Source organism: Flavobacterium sp. AC105 (assembly GCF_979258495.1).
The window spans coordinates 3,670,006-3,688,566 of sequence record NZ_OZ409860.1 but is presented as its reverse complement, the minus strand read 5'-3'; the positions used below and the strand labels follow the sequence as shown (position 1 = coordinate 3,688,566).

At 33.2% G+C, this 18,561-nt stretch carries 21 protein-coding genes; 6 read left to right on the top strand and 15 right to left on the bottom strand.

All coding sequences use genetic code 11. The features are described from left to right. Nucleotides 1-102: 102 nt before the first annotated feature. The 7 genes from ACZ0AH_RS15170 to murQ form a co-directional block, all read right to left on the bottom strand. On the bottom strand, nt 103-288 hold the full coding sequence (locus ACZ0AH_RS15170; RefSeq protein ID WP_463476634.1) for a hypothetical protein: 186 nt from the start codon (nt 286-288) through the stop codon (nt 103-105). Beyond that, nucleotides 285-860, bottom strand: a complete 576-nt coding sequence (locus ACZ0AH_RS15165; protein WP_463476633.1) for a DUF1572 family protein — start codon at nt 858-860, stop codon at nt 285-287. Before ACZ0AH_RS15165 ends, ACZ0AH_RS15170 begins: the two co-directional genes overlap by 4 nt. 90 nt (nt 861-950) lie before the next feature. Beyond that, complete coding sequence (locus ACZ0AH_RS15160) at nt 951-1,523, bottom strand: pentapeptide repeat-containing protein (RefSeq protein ID WP_463476632.1); 573 nt, start codon at nt 1,521-1,523, stop codon at nt 951-953. Continuing rightward, the gene (locus ACZ0AH_RS15155; RefSeq protein WP_463476631.1) at nt 1,511-1,828 is read right to left on the bottom strand and encodes a type II toxin-antitoxin system RelE/ParE family toxin; all 318 of its coding nucleotides are present in this window, start codon (nt 1,826-1,828) and stop codon (nt 1,511-1,513) included. Before ACZ0AH_RS15155 ends, ACZ0AH_RS15160 begins: the two co-directional genes overlap by 13 nt. Then, nucleotides 1,813-2,043, bottom strand: a complete 231-nt coding sequence (locus ACZ0AH_RS15150) for a hypothetical protein (protein ID WP_463476630.1) — start codon at nt 2,041-2,043, stop codon at nt 1,813-1,815. Before ACZ0AH_RS15150 ends, ACZ0AH_RS15155 begins: the two co-directional genes overlap by 16 nt. A 27-nt stretch (nt 2,044-2,070) precedes the next feature. After that, nucleotides 2,071-2,292, bottom strand: a complete 222-nt coding sequence (locus ACZ0AH_RS15145; protein ID WP_316634153.1) for a DUF6095 family protein — start codon at nt 2,290-2,292, stop codon at nt 2,071-2,073. Nucleotides 2,293-2,564: 272 nt separating this feature from the next. Continuing rightward, nucleotides 2,565-3,377, bottom strand: a complete 813-nt coding sequence (gene murQ / locus ACZ0AH_RS15140) for an N-acetylmuramic acid 6-phosphate etherase (protein ID WP_115847656.1) — start codon at nt 3,375-3,377, stop codon at nt 2,565-2,567. Nucleotides 3,378-3,537: 160 nt separating this feature from the next. Between murQ and ACZ0AH_RS15135 the strand changes: the two genes are divergently transcribed. Then, nucleotides 3,538-4,683: a helix-turn-helix domain-containing protein gene (locus ACZ0AH_RS15135; protein ID WP_463476629.1), complete on the top strand. Its 1,146-nt coding sequence runs from the start codon at nt 3,538-3,540 to the stop codon at nt 4,681-4,683. A 154-nt stretch (nt 4,684-4,837) separates the two neighbouring features. Then, the gene (locus ACZ0AH_RS15130) at nt 4,838-7,225 is read left to right on the top strand and encodes a TonB-dependent receptor (RefSeq protein ID WP_463476628.1); all 2,388 of its coding nucleotides are present in this window, start codon (nt 4,838-4,840) and stop codon (nt 7,223-7,225) included. A gap of 426 nt (nt 7,226-7,651) precedes the next feature. Here ACZ0AH_RS15130 and ACZ0AH_RS15125 read toward each other — a convergent pair whose 3' ends face one another. Together ACZ0AH_RS15125 and ACZ0AH_RS15120 are read right to left on the bottom strand one after the other, a co-directional pair. Beyond that, nucleotides 7,652-8,320 carry a ZIP family metal transporter gene (locus tag ACZ0AH_RS15125; RefSeq protein WP_463476627.1) on the bottom strand — a complete coding sequence of 223 codons (669 nt, stop codon included), beginning with the start codon at nt 8,318-8,320 and terminating at the stop codon, nt 7,652-7,654. Between the two features lie 96 nt (nt 8,321-8,416). Further along, nucleotides 8,417-9,181 (bottom strand): class I SAM-dependent methyltransferase, encoded by a 765-nt coding sequence (locus ACZ0AH_RS15120; protein WP_463476626.1) that lies wholly within the window; start codon nt 9,179-9,181, stop codon nt 8,417-8,419. Between the two features lie 134 nt (nt 9,182-9,315). Here ACZ0AH_RS15120 and ACZ0AH_RS15115 point away from each other — a divergent pair, with 134 nt between their 5' ends. From ACZ0AH_RS15115 to ACZ0AH_RS15105, 3 genes are all read left to right on the top strand, one after another. Beyond that, on the top strand, nt 9,316-10,479 hold the full coding sequence (locus tag ACZ0AH_RS15115) for a THUMP domain-containing class I SAM-dependent RNA methyltransferase (RefSeq protein WP_463476625.1): 1,164 nt from the start codon (nt 9,316-9,318) through the stop codon (nt 10,477-10,479). A 198-nt stretch (nt 10,480-10,677) separates the two neighbouring features. Beyond that, nucleotides 10,678-10,914: a hypothetical protein gene (locus ACZ0AH_RS15110; protein WP_463476624.1), complete on the top strand. Its 237-nt coding sequence runs from the start codon at nt 10,678-10,680 to the stop codon at nt 10,912-10,914. 266 nt (nt 10,915-11,180) lie between these two features. After that, entirely contained in the window at nt 11,181-11,873 is a 693-nt protein-coding gene (locus ACZ0AH_RS15105) for an aspartate/glutamate racemase family protein (RefSeq protein ID WP_463476623.1), read from the top strand. A gap of 92 nt (nt 11,874-11,965) precedes the next feature. Here the strand turns inward: ACZ0AH_RS15105 and ACZ0AH_RS15100 are convergent, their stop codons facing one another. The 3 genes from ACZ0AH_RS15100 to rlmD are packed head-to-tail and all read right to left on the bottom strand — an operon-like array spanning nt 11,966 to nt 14,754. Next, nucleotides 11,966-12,787, bottom strand: a complete 822-nt coding sequence (locus tag ACZ0AH_RS15100; RefSeq protein ID WP_463476622.1) for a DUF6048 family protein — start codon at nt 12,785-12,787, stop codon at nt 11,966-11,968. After that, nucleotides 12,759-13,328, bottom strand: a complete 570-nt coding sequence (locus ACZ0AH_RS15095) for a DUF6452 family protein (RefSeq protein WP_463476621.1) — start codon at nt 13,326-13,328, stop codon at nt 12,759-12,761. Before ACZ0AH_RS15095 ends, ACZ0AH_RS15100 begins: the two co-directional genes overlap by 29 nt. A gap of 13 nt (nt 13,329-13,341) precedes the next feature. Further along, complete coding sequence (gene rlmD / locus ACZ0AH_RS15090) at nt 13,342-14,754, bottom strand: 23S rRNA (uracil(1939)-C(5))-methyltransferase RlmD (RefSeq protein WP_463476620.1); 1,413 nt, start codon at nt 14,752-14,754, stop codon at nt 13,342-13,344. Between the two features lie 158 nt (nt 14,755-14,912). Here rlmD and ACZ0AH_RS15085 point away from each other — a divergent pair, with 158 nt between their 5' ends. Continuing rightward, the gene (locus ACZ0AH_RS15085) at nt 14,913-15,962 is read left to right on the top strand and encodes a sensor histidine kinase (protein ID WP_463476619.1); all 1,050 of its coding nucleotides are present in this window, start codon (nt 14,913-14,915) and stop codon (nt 15,960-15,962) included. 47 nt (nt 15,963-16,009) lie between these two features. On the opposite strand, the gene ACZ0AH_RS15080 is transcribed toward ACZ0AH_RS15085, so the two are convergent. The 3 genes from ACZ0AH_RS15080 to cysM form a co-directional block, all read right to left on the bottom strand. After that, nucleotides 16,010-16,411, bottom strand: coding sequence for a hypothetical protein (locus ACZ0AH_RS15080; protein WP_463476618.1), 402 nt, complete (start codon nt 16,409-16,411; stop codon nt 16,010-16,012). 117 nt (nt 16,412-16,528) lie between these two features. Beyond that, entirely contained in the window at nt 16,529-17,515 is a 987-nt protein-coding gene (locus ACZ0AH_RS15075; RefSeq protein WP_463476617.1) for an aldo/keto reductase, read from the bottom strand. A 157-nt stretch (nt 17,516-17,672) separates the two neighbouring features. Beyond that, nucleotides 17,673-18,560 (bottom strand): cysteine synthase CysM, encoded by an 888-nt coding sequence (gene cysM, locus ACZ0AH_RS15070; RefSeq protein WP_463476616.1) that lies wholly within the window; start codon nt 18,558-18,560, stop codon nt 17,673-17,675. Between the last annotated feature and the right edge of the window lies 1 nt (nt 18,561).

The window sequence follows — 18,561 nt, the reverse complement described above, 5'->3', positions numbered from 1 at the left end:
TTTAAATTTAAGTTTATTTTTTAGGAGCTGTTTCCTGCTTTCCATTTCAATCTTTTTATTTTTTAAAGAAAAAAACAAAAAGGATTTCCATTGCAATCAGGGCTAGAAATGTTTCGGATAAACAAGAAATATCATTACAATTAAGGCTAAAATGATATTAAGAAAACTCAGGAAAAATAAATTTCGTCTTCTGTTTTCATCGGCTTGTTCGTCAGATAATTTTGTTTGACAAAATTTAATCAGGATCCACCAGCCAAGTCCGCCTAAATCAGCATGAAATTCTATCATTTTAATCTCTTTAGTTCATCATCGGTAAAGTTCTTAATTTCTTTTTCCTTGGCAAACTTTTCGGCATTGTAATTTCCGGATTTATTTCTCGGAATCGATAAACTATTCCAACTGCTGTTTTTCAATTGTTTGGCATAAAAAACAATTTGACCAACGTGGTACGGATAATGCGCCAATTGACGATTTATAGCCTCAATAACCGTATGACCTTCATTCCGAATATAAATAATGTCTGAAAGTTGTTCTGGTTTTAGACTATTCAATGCATCAAGAAAGCAATTCCAGCCTTTGTTCCAAATGTCTAAAACTTCTTCTTTAGATTGTAAGTCATTTTCAAATTCAGCATCGCGATTACGCCATTCTTTTTCCCCATCAGAAGTTAAAAAATCTGTCCAGCGCGATAACATATTCCCCGAAATGTGTTTGATAATCGTTGCAATGCTATTTGTGTCTTCATTTATAGAAATAAAAAGCTGTTCCGGTTCTAATTGATCAATGGATTTTTCGCCCAGCATTTTATAATATAAAAATTGTTTTTTAACGCTTTCTAAATAAGATTCATTAGATTTCATAATTAATTTTTAGAGTTTTTTCGCCACGAATTCACGAATTTTATTCTTCATATGGAACGATTAAATTTTAATTCGTGGCTTTATCTTTAGTTATACAATTTTAATATCATATTTATCTAAAAGACCCACAATTCCGTCATTCGAAAACTGCGCTTTTCTCATCGGATTAAATTCCGGATCAATTTTATAATTATAGGCAGTTTTAAAATTTACTGAAGCCAATTGTGTATCATTAAAAATGGAACCTTCGAGATTGCAATTATCAAAAACCGAGCTGGTTAAATTAGTCCCTATAAAAGTAACTTCTCTCACAGAACAATTGATAAACTTGGTTTTAGGCATTTTTTTATTCGAAAAAATGGCGTAATCCAAAGTACATTCTTCGAAATAAACCTGAAATAAAAAATCATCACATTCGTTAAAAGCAATTCCAAGAAGTTTGCAGTTTTTGAAGGTAACATTCTTCAAGCTTGTGCTAAATAAACTCGTCATTGACAAATTGCAATCGACAAATTCGCAGTCTAAAAAAGTGTTGTAAGCGAAATTACTATTAGAAAAATCACAGTTTTTAAAAACACAATCCTCAAACTCCCGATTGTTTATTTTTTTGTCAATATAAACGACTTTGTCGAATGTTTTCTGAATGTGAATTAGGCTTTCCATGAATGTTTTTTTGATTTTCGAGCGTTGTGACGTACTCGAAGAATATAAATAATCTCGTTGCTTGTTATTTGGTAAGAAATAGCATAATCATAAGCAGTATAAACTCTAAAAGTACCATCATTATTGGCCTTTTGTTTGTCGAATTTATATATTTCTGGTTGTGTTTTGAGTATTTCTGTGCTGTCAAAAATTGTGTTAACTACTTTATCTGCAATTGTAATTGATTTACTTTCAAAAAAAATGTAAAAATGTATGTCTTCTAATTGATCTAGAGCATCGCTTGACCAAATTATTTTCTTCCCCATTTTTTCGCAATTTCTTTTGCTTGATCTTCAGTATAAAAATTACCTTTTTTGATATTTTCTAAGGCATTTTCAATATCTAAATTATAAGCTGCGTCTGAGTCAACTGTAGAATTGTTGATTGATTGCAAAAGATGTTTTAATTTCTCTACAAAAGAAGGATCTTTTACCTTATCAATTTCCTGATGAATCCAGTTTAATTCTGCTTGAATATCCATGATTGTGAATTTTAGTAAAGATACAAATTAGTCATTAAACAAACCTTTCATAATAGTTTTCAATCCATAAAAAATCAAAAACATAGCACTCAAACAAGCCACAATCCCGATTCCTAAAACCAGATAATGCCAGTTTGTATGTTGGTTCATAAAAGCATTATAGATCAGTGAAGGTCCTATAAACAATAAAGGCAATGAACCCGTTAAATATTTAATCCCTTTTCCTAATAATTCTTTATTTGTTGCCATTTTTATTTTTGTTTCAAGTTTCAGGTTTTTTTAGTTTCAGGTTTTCTTATACGCATTTTGTCATCCTGACGGAGGAAGGATCTCCACAAGAAACTTCGTATAGTAATTCGCCCATCTTTGTCGAGCTACTTGCCGAGATCCCTCATTCCTCGGGATGACAAAATGGTGGCTGCTTTGCGATCTTAAAAAACTTGTTTTCAATCAAAGCTTTGTGACTTTGCTTTAAAAATCAAACAGTTAAGCACATCTTACATTTCACAAAAAAAAACTTTTTACTTATTATAATTATCAACAGCATTTCTAACGCTGCCATATTTTTTCAATAATTCTGATGCCTCTTCATACGAAACAGGAATTTCTCCCATAATCATTTTTACACCGCGATCGACCAATTTAATATTACTCAATTGCATATCGACCATTTTGTTTCCTTTTACCTTTCCAAGCTGAATCATTGCTGCAGTCGAAATCATATTCAGAACCAATTTCTGCGCTGTTCCAGCTTTCATTCTTGAACTTCCGGTAACGAATTCCGGACCTACAACAACTTCAACAGGAAATTGAGCTGTTAATGCCAACGGACTTCCCGCATTATTAGTAATACATCCCGTAAGGATATTATTTTGATTGCAGGTTTCTAAACCGCCAATAACATACGGAGTGGTTCCTGAGGCTGCGATACCAATAACGACATCATTTGCACCTATATTATTCGCTTGCAAATCGATCCAGGCTTGTGTTGCATTGTCTTCGGCATTTTCTACCGCGCGACGAATTGCAGTGTCGCCACCGGCAATAATTCCGTTAACCAGATCAAAAGGAACTCCAAAAGTAGGAGGACATTCTGAAGCATCAACAACGCCTAAACGCCCTGAAGTTCCGGCTCCGATATAAAATATTCGTCCGCCTAGTTTTAGTTTGGCAACAACCTGAGCTACTAAAGCTTCAATTTGTGGTATCGCTTTTTCAACTGCATTCGGAACAGTTTTGTCTTCATTATTGATATTGGTAAGCAATTCATGAACTGACATTTTTTCTAAATGTTCGTATTTTGATGCTTGTTCTGTGGTTTTTGTAAACGTCATTTTTCGTATAATTGGTCTTGCCCAAAATTACTCTTTTTTATTGCAATCCCGAAATTTGAAAAGCAAACAGATAAAGATTTAATTTCTTTTTATTCCTGTTCATTTCAATTCTTGTTAAATGAACTAAAATATTATATTTGTTGAATAATCAAAAAAACGAATGGATAAATTAGGCTTCTTGGATAGCGTTGCACGTATCGCTGTTTTTGTTTCGTTATTACTGGCAATTTTTTTACTCACAGTAAAAACGGAAAATAAATTAGCCAACAGACTATTTGCCTGCTTTATTATTTTTTCGGCAATTGATTTCAGTGGACTTTTAGCGTATTCATTTCCTTTGGAATATATGAATATTGAGTTTTTTAGAAGCACAATGTGTTTGCTCGAAATGCCTTTGATTTATTTGTATGTCTTGGCGGTTTGTTATTCTGATTTTCGATTAAAATGGAAGCATTTAATATATACACTTCCTTTTATAATTGTAAATCTGGTTTTTATGCCAAGAATTTATTTGAAATCGGGTGCTGAAAAACAATACTTTATAGATAATTTCAGTACAATGTTTGAAATTTATTTTTTTCAGATTTTGATCGAATTTCAATATTGGTTTTATATTATCAGTATATTTTTAATTTTAAAAAAATACAAAATAATTTATCTCGAAAATTACACCAATCCCAGTACTTCTACCTACAAATGGCTTTTTCAGATGAACTGCGTTTTTTTAGTGATGCATTCTATTACGGCTTCAAAAAATTTATTGCGTTACACGGCTTCGCGAGATACTTTTCTGTGGGGAAATGTTTTTATGGTAATTATGGCTTTGTGTGTAATATGCTGGTTTGTCATGAAAGCGTTGAATCATCCGGAACTTTTTAGAGGGATCAATTCGAAATTACAATTAACAAAAGAGTTTCTTTCTAAAGAAAACGAGGACGTAACTGAAACAATAAATGTCGAAGATACCGTTATTGCTGCACAAATTTCGGCATTAAAAAATTATATGGCAGAAAAGGAACCTTATCTTGATCCTTCGCTTACGATTCAGGACCTCGCCAATCAATTTAATTCTCCGGTACGTGATTTATCCATTTTGATTAACCATCATATGAATCAGCATTTTTTTGATTTTGTAAATGAATATCGCATTCAAAAAGCAATGGATATTTTAAAAAACCCTTCAAAAAAAGATTTAACTGTTTTAGAAATCTTGTACGAAGTAGGTTTTAACTCGAAATCTTCGTTTAATACTTCTTTTAAAAAACATACGAATCTTACGCCTACAGCTTACCGAAACGCTTCATAATTAACGGTTTGTAAAAAGTCGTACTTCATGCCTTATAAAGTCGAACCAATTTCCTGATCAGAAATTGGTTCGACTTTTTTTGTCGGTCGAATCCTGAGAATTTCTATGGCAACTTTGCTTCAAATTAATCGAACAAGTTTAAAAACCAGAAATCATGAAAAAAGCAAACCTCCTTATCTTTTTAGTATTGCCATTATTTTGTTTAGCGCAATCGACATTAAAATTAAAAGGAAAAACAGTTAGCGAAACAGCTGCTTTAGAATGGGCAGATGTTTCCATATTAAATTCAGAAGGAAAAATTATTGACGGAACTACTACTAAACAAGATGGTTCTTTTGAAATCAATCTTAAAAAAGGATCGTATAAAATTGGAATCAGTCTTTTGGGATTTACAGATTATGAAAAAGAGATTACAATAGAAAATGATACTGATCTGGGGACAATAATCCTGAAAGAAGACGCAACAAATTTGGTAGAAGTTGTTGTTCAGACTAAAAAGAAAACAATCGAACAGAAAACAGACCGCTTGGTTTATAATCTGGAAAATAATGTTACCAATGTTGGCGGTGATGCTTTGAGCGCCATTAACACCGCGCCTGGCGTTGTGGTACAAAATAACACGATCAATATATTAGGAAAAGGAACTTCGAGAGTGATGATCGACGGAAGAATTATCGAATTAACCGGCGAAGAATTGAATAATTTTCTGAAATCAATTTCTGCGGCTGATATCAAAAATATCGAGATTATAAGCAATCCGCCTGCGAAATATGAAGCTGAAGGAACTGGCGGATTGATTAATATTATTATGAAAAAAGGAACTCGTGATTCCTGGAAAAACACGACTACGGCTTCTTACGATCAAAATAAATATGGCATTTTTACTTTAAGGGATAATTTCTTTTACAGCAAAAATAAGTTTCGTTTTTCTGCAAGCGTTAACGGAAAAACAGGCTATAAAAATGTAGACGAAGTTTCGGATGTGTATTTTGAAGACGGACTTTCGAGCATGAATGCGAGAACAAAAGTAAAAAATGAAAACCTATCAGGAAAATTAGCTTTGGATTATGATTTTTCAGAAAAAACAACAATTGGTTTTCAATTTGTAAATGACAGGAATAATCCGGATTTTCAATCTGATATTTTAATTAATAAATACAACACACAAAATCAATTGCAAAATTATACGACCAATAATAGTTTTGCCAACAGAGAATCGGGCAATCAAACTTATAATGCACATTTGATTACCAAACTGGATACGCTAAACCGAAAATTATCTTTTGATGTGGATTACTTTAATTACAATTCAAAATTTGATCGTGAGTTTATCGCAAACAACTATTTATCAGATGGAAGTTTTGTGGATGTGAATCAAGCCGGAAGAAATATTTCGAATCAGGATATTGACAACTGGAGTTTCAAGGCTGATATGGAACATCCGCTTCAGGCTTTAAATTTATCTTATGGCGCTAAAATGAGTTTTACAAACAGCAATAGTGATGTGGTTTATTACAATACGATTTCAGGAACTCCGGAATTAGATCCTAACCAATCGAACAGATTTAAATACACGGAAAATAATCAGGCAGTTTATATTAATGCAGATAAAAAAATCAATGAAAAATGGAATTTTCAATTGGGATTGCGTCTTGAAAACACCAAAACAAATGGATTTTCGGAAACGTTAAACCAAGAGACAGAAAATAATTATTTGAAATTATTTCCAACATTTTATGCTTCTTACAAGAAAAATGAAAATAATACTTTTAGTCTGAATTATGGAAAAAGAATCAACAGACCCCGTTTTGATTTGCTGAATCCGTTCCGTATTTACATCAGCAGTAATAGTTATTCAGAAGGAAATCCGTTTTTGAAACCTTCTTTTAGCGATAATTTTGAGTTTGCTCATTCTTATAAAGAAATCTTGAGAACAAGTGTTTTCTTAAATGTGGTTACAAATGGTTACGGTGTTTTATTTACTTCAAACCCGGAAACAAATACACAGATTATAACACGTGATAATTATTTTAAAAGTTTAAATTACGGTATTGGAGAAACATATTCGGCAAGTTTGGCTGAATGGTGGCAGAGTGAAAATTCATTGTATTTTTTAGGTGCAAAAACCGATTTTATTAAAAATATCAATGCAACACCATCTAACAGTTTACAAATTGATTTTTCTACAAACAATACTTTTGTATTAGGCAAAACAACAATACTGCAAATTGATTTTTCGTATACTACGCCTTTTAAAAGTGGTTTGTATGAGGTAGGTTATGCGTCTAGTTTTGATATAGGATTCAAGCAGGATTTGTTTAATAAAACGATGCAAATTGCGTTTTTGGCCAATGATATCTTTAATACTTCTTATTTAAAAGATTTTACTTCGGTTGTAAATGGTGTTAAACAGGTTTATAGCAATAATGAAAGCAATAGATTCGTGCGCTTGTCTGTGGTTTATAATTTTGGAAATAAAAAAATCAATGTGAAGGAACGTAATTTTGGAAATCAGGATGAAAGAAAGAGAACGGGGAATTAATGATTAGATAATTTGTCAATTAGAAAATTAGATAATTGTAAAATTTAATTTTCAATACAAGTTAAATAAAAATATATCCTGACAGGTTTTAAAACCTGTTAGGTATTTTTTGAATAAGAGAATTTCTTGGTTTACGTGAGGGCTAGGAGCCAATGTCATTAAGTTAAGCTTTTTAGAAAATGAATTAATCTCGCTAAGGCGCTAAGGCAAAAAGTTTAAACACAATATTGTCATTTCGACGCAGGAGAAATCTCCGCGAAAAGCTCGACATAGATTGGATTTGCGTTGCGGAGTTACTTACGGAGATTTCTCCTGCGTCGAAATGACAAAATCTTCGATTTTTTGTGAGACATCTATTCACCTGACATTATAGATTTTCTCTTAACTTATGACATCGGGATATAATCACGCCCTAATAATTATAAATTATATAAAGAATGCCAATAAAATTCCTAATACAATCATAGAAACTTTTGCAATATTGAATTTATGTCCTTCGCTGCTTTCAAAAATAATAGTCGACGAAATATGGAATAAAATACCAATTACAACAGCGGTTATTTCGGTGTAATAATCGTTTAAAAAAGATAAATATTCGGATGCAATTGTGCCTAACGGCGTCATAATTGCAAAGGTAATCATGAAGGCAAAAATGGCTTTTTTATCCAGATTTGCATTAATAAAAAAAGTGGTTAAAATCACGGCAATTGGCAAATGATGAATCGCGATCCCAACGGCTAAATCATGATGATGGCTAACGGGGAAACCCTCTAAAAAGGCATGAATACAAAGACTTATAAATAATAACCACGGAATTTGAGACATTTGCGCATGTCCGTGAACGTGTCCGTGTTCTGCACCTTTTGAGAAGAATTCCAACACAATCTGGAATAAAATCCCGACCATTATAAACAAACCTATATTATGATTGTGCGATTCGTAAACCTCCGGCAGCAAATGCATTACGGTTAACGATAATAAAAATGAACCGCTAAAAGCGAGTAATAATTTTAAATTGGTTTTGTTTTGAGGTTTTAAAAACAAAGCCACAATATATCCTAAAAGTACAGAAAATAAGGGTAAAAGATAGTTCATTTTTTGTTTAATCGTTTTTGTTGTTGAATTGTTTAATCGTTGTGTTTGCTTAATCCGGTTGAAAGGTTAAACAATAAAACGGTTTACCAATTAAACCTATTTAAAAATCATGATTAATCGTTCGCTTTCGGTTTTATGAAACTTTTTAAGTTTATAATCCCCAAAAATATCTAACAGAAAAATTCCGGCTTCGGCCATTAATTCTTCAAAATCTTTTAAGGTTAAGGCTTTTACTTTTTCGGTAAAATGATACTTTCGACCTTGATCTTCAAAATCTATTTCTTTAAAAATATGTCCGTTTTCCAGATATCTTTTAATTTTAAAATCAATTCCTTCAACGGTTTTTACTTCTTCAGGAACTAATGTTTCGATTACGTTTGCCACATTCATGAAATCAATCACGGCAAAACCATATTCAGATAAACTTTCTTTGATTGCTTTTAAGGTTGTAAGATTATCCTGTTCACTTTCGAAATAGCCAAAACTGGTAAACAAATTAAAAATGGCATCAAATTTTTCTTCAAAAGGTTCACGCATATCGTGTACCTTAAAATGAAGGGTTTCGTTGCTGTTTTTGCTGGCTTCGGCGATACTGTTTTCAGATAAATCAGCACCTAAGACATTAAATCCCAGTTGGTTTAAATAAATAGAATGACGGCCTTTTCCGCAAGCTAAATCCAATACTTTGGCTTTTTCAGGCAAGTTTAGATAATGTGTAAGATTATCCATAAAAATCTGTGCTTCTCGGTAATTTCGGTCTTTATAAAGAATGTGATAATACGGAGTATCAAACCATGAAGTGAACCAGTTTTCGGTGTTACGCTCCTGATTTGGTGTTGATGAGTTTGGTGCTTCAGACATTTATTCTATTTCAATTAATTCAAAGTACCGCAAATTTAGTGTATTTTTGCCGAAAAATAACTATTTCGTGGCGATACCTGAATAATTCGGATGTGTGTATGCGATCGGAGTTGTTTTTTTAAACAAAAATAAAGATGGAAGAAAATTTTAGAATGATTGCCAAATGTTTTTTTGGTTTTGAAGAAATATTAGAAAAAGAATTGCGTGATCTTGGTGCTCAGGATGTAGAAAAAGGAGTGCGAATGGTGAGCTTTAAAGGTGATAAAGGTTTTATGTACAAAGCTAATTTATCATTGCGTACGGCTCTTAAGGTTTTAAAACCTATTTACTCATTCAGGGCCAATAATGAACAAGCATTATATAAAGGAATCTCAGGTGTAAACTGGTCTAAATTGCTAAATGCAAACCAGACTTTTGTTATTGATGCAACCGTGCATTCAACTTATTTTAACCACTCTGAGTTTGTTTCTCAAAAATGTAAAGATGCTATTGTTGACCAGTTTAGAGAGAGAACGGGACAACGCCCAAGTATCGACAAGGCTTTTCCGGATTTAAGAATCAACGTTCATATTGATAAAGATCAGGTTTCTGTAGCGTTGGATACTTCAGGAAATTCACTGCATCAGCGTGGTTACAGAACGGCAACTAATATTGCGCCTATTAACGAGGTTTTGGCAGCAGGAATTTTATTATTATCAGGTTGGGAAGGTCAAAGTCACTTTTTGGACCCAATGTGCGGATCCGGAACTTTTCTGGCCGAAGCGGCGATGATTGCCTGCAATATTCCGGCAAATATTAACCGTAAAGAATTTGCTTTTGAAAAATGGAAAGACTGGGATAATGATTTGTTCGAACAGATAGTAAACAGTCTGATGAAAAAAACAAAAGAATTTCATTATACAATAAAAGGTTTTGATAAAGCGCCAAGTGCAGTAAACAAAGCTAAAGACAATGTTAGAAATGCTAATTTAGAAGATTATATTACCGTTCAGGAAGAAAACTTTTTTGATACTGAAAAAGCAGTAGAAGGAAAGCTTCACATGGTTTTTAATCCCCCATATGATGAACGTTTAGACATTCATATGGAAGAATTCTATAAAAATATTGGAGATACTTTAAAGAAAAGCTATCCGGGAACAAACGCCTGGTTTATTACAGCAAATCTTGAAGCCTTGAAATTTGTGGGTTTAAAACCTTCAAGAAAAATCAAACTTTTCAATGCTAGCCTTGAAGCACGTTTGGTGAAATACGAAATGTACGAAGGAAGTAAGAGAACGAAGTTTCAGGTCTCTGAATAAGGTTCTGAGTTTCTAAGATACTAAGATGCTAAGTTTTTTAGCTTGCTTAATTACTTATATGATGTAAAGACTTAGCATCTTAGAAACTTAGCATCTCAGCAATTTTTAAAAATAATAATTTAAGGTTCAGGAAGCTAAGTTCTAAAAGAAAAAAACTTAGAATCTTAGCATCTCAGAACCTTAGAAACTCTAAAAAAAATGTCAAAACTACAAGTAAGAGCTTTTTTATACCAATTAGGATGTTTCGCGATTCTGTTTATTTTAGGACGATACATCGTTGCAACTTACACACAATTAACAGGACTTTGGATTCCGATGACGTCTTTTATTGTGGCAACTTTAATTTCGCCTAAATTTCAGGCGGTAAAAACCAAAGACGGAGAAAAGCTTTTTATGAAATGGATTTTTATAAAAGGAATTAGAGAAATTGGATAATTTACTTAGCCACAGATTAAAGGATTATAAAGATTTTTTTTCACGCAGATTGAGCAGATCTAAGCAGATTAAAATTTAGATAATTATCTGCGTAAATTTGCTTAAATGGATCTATTCTAAAATCCGAGGAAACACAAAATTCACAAAGCTTTGCGGACTTAGATTGTGAAACACAACTTAAATCTTAGTGAACTCTGCGAATCCCGATAGCTATCGGGATTGCGTTCTCTGCGTTAAAAAATAATTAGATTATTAAATAGTTATTTATGAAGATAATTGGACTTATAGGCGGAATTAGCTGGGTTTCTACGGCTGATTATTACAAACTTATAAATCAGGGAATAAATGAGAAAATGGGCGATTTAAATTTCTCAGAATGCTTGATTTATTCTTTTAATTATGCTGATATAAAAAGAAATAACGAAGCCAATGATTGGGATTCGACTTTTAAAATGCTTTTAAAAGGTTGTGAGTTTTTAAAACAGGGTGGAGCAGAAGCCATTATTTTGTGTGCGAATACCATGCATTTAATTGCTGACCGACTTGAAGAAGCAATCGATTTGCCAATCATTCATATTGCGGCAGAAACGGCTAAGGAAATTAAAAAACAAAATCTTCAAAAAGTAGGTTTGTTAGGAACTAAGTTTACAATGGAACTTGATTTTTTTAAAGACAAACTTCTGGCACAGGGAATTGAAGCTATAATTCCGGAGAATGAAGATGATAAAGATTTTATTCACACCACAATTTTTGAAGAACTTGGAAGAGGAATTGTAACCGATGAAACTAAAAAACGTTATTTACAAATTGCAAATCAATTGATTCAAAACGGTGCCGAAGGAATAATTTTAGGTTGTACCGAAATTCCGTTGGTGATTTTGCCCGGAGATGTTGCTGTTCCTATTTTTGATACGACTCTGATACATTCTAAAGCCGCAGTTGAATTTCAATTGTCTTAAAAACATAAAACATAAAAATTAAAAGCCACGAATTCCTGAATTATTAGTTTTAATTCGTGAATTCGTGGCTTTTTTTATTTAAATATTTGAAACTATTTCTTTTTAGCAGCTTCTTTTTTAGTTGTTTCCGGTATAATTACTTTTTTCTTGTACAAAGGGATAAAGTAAGAAACGGTATAATTGAAACCAACTCCAAAACTTCCGTCGTAAGTTCTGTTAAAACCGGGAATATAAAGATTGTCAAAACCACTTGGTTTATTGTTCATAACCAAAAGTTTTAGCTGAACACCAAAACCTACAAATACGTTATTAAACACTTCTGCTTTAATGCCCGCTGCAACTTCTAGCCATCCTGCTGTAAGTCCATCGTATTTTTGATCTTTTATAATTGCCGGCTGTTCTCCCCAATACGGATTTGCGTTATAAATTTTATAGCTGTTTAATTGTTGGCTAAAAGCACTAAATCCTCCACGTAATCCTATCGTAATCAGGTTCTCCATATCAAGCCAGTTTTGATATGTATTATAATCAAAACCTCCTTTAATATACGTGCCCGTTGCAGTTGAGTTTAATCTGTCATCGTCTGTAGTTTTGTCTTCAAAACCAAGTTCGGCAGCCAGATAATATTTTTTCGTTAAACGGAAATCTCCAACAAATTCTACACCTTTATAATCTTTATCATAAAAACCACGGGTTAGTTTGTATAAATCTACACCAACACGCAAACCATAACGATCTGTTTTAGGGACACTATCGGTTTTAGTTTCCTGAATAGCCGGTTTCTCAGTTTTTGTTTTTGGCTTTGGCTGAACAATTTCTTTTGTTTCAGTAGTAGTCGGTGTGTCTTGAGCCTGAGCTAAAAACATTGAAAACAATAAGCAAAAACTAAAAATATACTTCAATGTGTGTTTCATTTTCAGATTCAATGTTATATTCTGTTACATTAACTACTCGCATCCAGGCTCCATCTGTTCCCGGACTTAAAATAAAAGGATTTGATATTGGATCAATATTCGATATCGGATCCAGAGTAAAAGTAGTTTTAAAACCACAAGCCCTTGAAACATAACTATCCTGATGTTTATAATTAAATCGTAATACATCCGTATTTGTTAAAGCAGGATCCGTGCTCGATGCATTAAAAATAAAACTATAAGTTGTAGCGGTATCGTTTGTTTTTAAAGGAATCGAAATGGTCGTGCCATTTGCAAAATATTTGTTTGTATCAGTGCCGCTTTCGTTAAAAATAATTCCTGTAGGCAGATCATTACCTTTGTCATCTTTTCCTACTACTTTCAAATCGGTTACTTTTTTAGGCAGCGTTGCATTAGCAATATCATAAAACGATATTACCAATCGAGGCGTAGTTGCCGTAGTTGGATCGCAAATATCATCTTTCTCACAGCCTGATAAACCAAAAGTAAAGAGTAATAAAAGAGAGATTATTTTTTTCATTTATAATTTTGTGTTATCGAAGTTCTAAAAGTACAACATTTTCGACATGGTGTGTCTGCGGAAACATATCAACCGGACGAACACGTGTTACTTTGTATTTTTCATCCATTAAAGCTAAATCTCTCGCTTGTGTTGCCGAATTACAACTTACATAAACTACTTTTTCAGGAGCAATTTTCAAGATTTGATCAATAACATCTTTGTGCATACCATCTCTTGGCGGATCTGTAATGATAACATCAGGTTTTCCGTGTTGTGCAATGAAACTTTCGTTAAATACGACTTTCATGTCTCCAACAAAAAACTCACAATTCGTAATATTATTGCGTTCTGCATTTGCTTTAGCGTCTAAAATGGCTTCTGGAACACTTTCTACACCAATTACTTTTTTTGCTTTTTTAGAAACAAATTGCGCAATAGTTCCAGTTCCGGTATATAAATCATAAACGGTTTCGTTACCGGAAAGTCCGGCAAAATCGCGTGTTATTTTGTATAATTCATATGCCTGATCCGAATTGGTTTGATAAAAAGATTTAGCATTAATACTAAATTTCAAACCTTCCATTTCTTCCAGGATATAATCTCTGCCTTTATATAGTTTGATATTCTGATCGTAAATGGTATCGTTTTGTTTTGAGTTTACAACATATTGTAATGATGTAATCTGCGGAAATTTCTCGTATAAATGATCTAAAATCAATTCACGATTTTTTTTGTCATTTTCGTAAAACTGAATCAAAACCATTATTTCGCCAGTTGAAGCTGTACGAATCATGAAGGTTCTCAATAAACCGGATTGTTCTCTTGGATTAAAGAATGCTAAATTATGTTCATTGGCAAAATCCCTAATTTCGTTTCTGATCGCGTTTGAAGGATCTTCCTGCAAATAACATTTTTGAATGTCAAGGATTTTATCCCACATTTTCGGAATATGAAATCCTAATGCATTTCTGTTTCCTAAATCTTCTGTGCTTTCAATTTCTTTTTCGGTTAACCAACGAGCGTTAGAAAACGAAAACTCCATTTTATTTCTGTAGAAAAATTGTTTTTCTGAACCCAGAATAGTTTCAAATTCAGGAAGTTCAACTTTTCCTATACGCTGCAAATGATTTTTTACTTCATTTTGTTTGTAATACAACTGTTGGCTGTATTTCATATTTTGCCATTTACAACCTCCACAAACTCCAAAATGCTCGCAAATAGGTTCTATGCGATGTTCTGAAAATTCATGAAATTTTACTGCTTTGCCTTCATAATAGGCCTTTCTCTTTTTGAAAGTTTGTACGTCAACTACATCACCCGGAACCACATTCGGAATAAAGATTACTTTTCCGTCAGGCGCCTTTGCTACTGATACTCCTTTTGCTCCGGCATCAAGAACCTGAATTTGATGAAAGACAACTTTGTCTGTATTTTTTCTTCCCATAGCGCAAAAATAAGGGTTTGTAAACTTTTATAAATTTAATTTTTAAAATATTTTATCAAATTTTTCAATTTAATAGTTTAATTGACTTTAAAAGCTAACTTTGTTTCAGCAATAACCCCAAATGCTGCATTTTTAACCTAGAGTATTGTTATTTTTTTATGAAGTTGTATCATAATCTTTCAAAAATTAGCTTTTTAAAGAAAAGTTATACGTCTAAATTTCTTTTTGTAGCTTTTATAGGTATTCATATACCATTAATAGGGATTTTATGTTTTGTACTTTATTACGATCATGATATTTCGCCTGTTTCAGTTTTGATTTTCGCCTTAATTATGACGTTATTGGCGACAATATTCACACTTTTGGTCTTAAAAGAATTGATAAAACCCATCGTTTTGGCGTCAAAATCATTAGATGATTATAGAAATGGCAGAAAATTATCTGTTTTACCGACAGAATATACTGACGAAGCCGGTTTGTTAATGTGCAATATCCAGGAATCTATTTATGAATCGGAAAGTTTTATAAACGAAAAACAGGATTTGATTTATATGCTTTCGCACGATTTGAAAAATTTTGCCGGAAATCCCCAAGGTTTAGCGCAACTAATTATTAGCGAAGACACATCAGATTCCGTTAAGCATTTAGCCGATTTAATTTGTGAATCGACCAATTTGCAATTCCGATACATCGAAAATTTCATCAAACTATTAAAAGAACAAGATCAGGTCGTAAGAGTAAATCAGGAAGCAAAAAAAGTTATTTTTTCTGCGATTTTGCCTTATATTAATGAGCAGGTTGAGCAGCGATTAATAGATAAGAATATTAATTTGAGCCTAAATGTCGAAGTCGAGACTGCGATGCTTAAAATTGATGAAGGTCTGCTGATTCAGGTTTTGGTAAATTTGATAAGCAATGCCGTGAAATTCTCTTATTTTGATAGTGAAATTAAAATGAGAATCTATAGAGAAGATACAGCTTTAGTTATTACCGTTGCAGATAAAGGAATTGGTTTTGATAAAACTCAGATTGATGAATTGTTTAAGAAATTCACCAAAATGGGACGATTAGGAACTGCAAACGAATCGTCAACAGGAATTGGATTGTATTTGTGCAAAAAAATCATCGAAAGAAACAGAGGTAGATTAAGCGCCTCTAGTGAAGGTAAAAATAGAGGCGCCGAATTCAAAATTGAGTTTGAGTTATAGTTTATTTGCTTTTTTTAAAGATAAAAATAAAACGAGTTATAATATAGTTAGCGATTATAAATTAGTCTGGGTTTTCCGTCGACACATTCAATACTTGTTGGAGGTAATAAAATATTACAGGTCGAAAATATATTCCATTTTATGTTAAATGCTGTTTGTGCATCTGAGTAAACTTTTACTTTAGCGAGAAATGCAGCTTTATCTATTTTTTTAGAATAAGCAATAAAATCCGCAACACCTCCACATGATTTCGTGCCAATAGCAGTAAAATCCCAATTTTTTGAATCTGTACATGATTCTGAATTGACTAAAGAAGCTGTAATAATCTCCTGATACATTTTTTCTAATTCCTTAGAATCATATTCTTTATCCTTTACGTTATTCTCATCGCTGGAACATGAAGTAAACGCCAAACAAAAGGCGAGAATAATAAAAGTAATTTTATTCATGGTTAGTGATTAAAAAGTTAATTTTATTATTAGATGGAATGAATCGCAAATGGTTGCGTAAGAATCAGAAAAAACTCAGAAACTTAGCATCTCAGAATCTCAGAACCTTAAAAAAATCTACCAAAGCTGATGAACAGCTGGTTTTATATATTCTTCGTAAATTTTGTTCATTGCCGAAATTTTTTCAGGCGTCAATTTTGGCAAATCATAAACCGATAAATTTGACAATACATGATTCTTAGTCGAAGCTCCGGGAATAATACAGCTAATATCCTGAAAACTCAAAATCCATTGCAAAGCAATAGGAGCAAGGTTTGTAGTTTCAGGAAATAATGCTTTTAGTTTTTCAACGGCTTCCAATCCTAAATCATAATCAATTCCTGAGAAAGTTTCACCTTTATCAAAAGCGTCTCCGTTACGATTAAAATTACGATGATCATCTGCTTCAAAAGTAGTTTTTGCATCAAATTTACCCGTTAAAAGTCCGCTTGCCAAAGGAACTCTTGCAATGATCCCAATATCCTTCTTTCTGGCTTCTGAGAAAAATAATTGCGACGGACGCTGACGAAACAAATTAAAGATAATCTGAACCGTCGTAACATTCGAATATTCGATTGCTTTTAAACCTTCTTCAACTTTTTCTACGCTTACGCCGAGATTCAAAATTTTGCCCTGATCTTTTAAACGATCAAACATTTCGAAAATTTCAGGTCGGTAAAAAACTTCTGATGGCGGACAGTGCAATTGAATTAAATCCAAAGTTTCTAATCCCATTCGTTTTAAACTGTCTTCAACAAATTTCTGAAGCACTTTTGGCTGATAGCCTTCACTAACATGCGGATTAATAAAACGCCCGCATTTTGTAGCCACATAAACACGTTCAGATCGCGAACGAACAACGCGCCCAACAGCAGTTTCGCTTAATCCGTTTTCATAAACATCGGCAGTATCAATAAAATTCACGCCGTTGTCTATTGCAGTATTCAAAAGTTCGTCTGCCGTTTTATTATCAAAAGCAGATCCCCATTTTCCTCCAACCTGCCAGGTGCCAAGTGAGATTTCAGATATATTAAAGTTTGTTTTTCCTAGTTTTCTGTAGCTCATTTTTTTTAAGGTTCTAAGTTGCTGAGATTCTGAGTTTCTAAGTTTTTTTTAAAGAGGCTAAGATTCTAAGATACTAACATTCAATACTAAGATTTTACACTCAAAGCAAAAACTTATAATCTTAGCAACTCAGGATCTCAGTATCTTTGGACCTTCCTTAGTCAAATAAATCCGAAGACAAATATCTGTCACCGCGATCGCAGATCACGGCTACAATAACTCCTGATTCTAATTTTTCGGCAATTTTTAAGGCAACGGCAACAGAGCCTCCGCTGCTCATTCCGGCAAAAACGCCTTCTTCAAGCGCTAATCTTTTTGTCATTTTTCTGGCTTCTTCCTCGCTTACATCAACGATAGTGTCAACTTTTGAAGCATCAAAAATTTTAGGCAAATATTCCTGCGGCCATTTACGAATTCCCGGAATTTGAGATCCGTCGCTTGGCTGTGCGCCCACAATTTGAATGGCAGGATTTTTTTCTTTCAAATAAGTCGAAGTTCCAATGATCGTTCCCGTTGTTCCCATTGCCGAAACGAAATGCGTTACAGTTCCATCAGTATCATTCCATATTTCAGGGCCTGTGGTTTTATAATGTGCTTTCCAGTTGTCGTCATTCGCAAACTGATTTAGCATGATATAACCGCCTTCAGCCACTTTTTTGTCGGCATAGTCGCGCGAACCAATAATTCCTTCACTAGCAGGCGTTAAAATCACTGTAGCGCCATATGCGCGCATCGTTTGAGTTCGTTCTTTTGTAGAATCTTCCGGTAAAACCAATTCGATCTCAATTTGAAACAATTGTGCAATCATGGCAAGAGCGATTCCCGTATTACCGCTTGTAGCTTCGATCAGTTTATCACCTTTCTTAATTTCGCCTCTTTCAAGAGCCGATGCAATCATGTTATATGCCGCTCTGTCTTTTACGCTTCCGCCAGGATTATTTCCTTCCAGTTTCAGTAAAAGTTTTACGTTTTTATTTTTAACCAGATTGACTGTTTCCATCAATGGTGTATTTCCAATTAGGTTTAGCAATTTCTGTGGACCCATT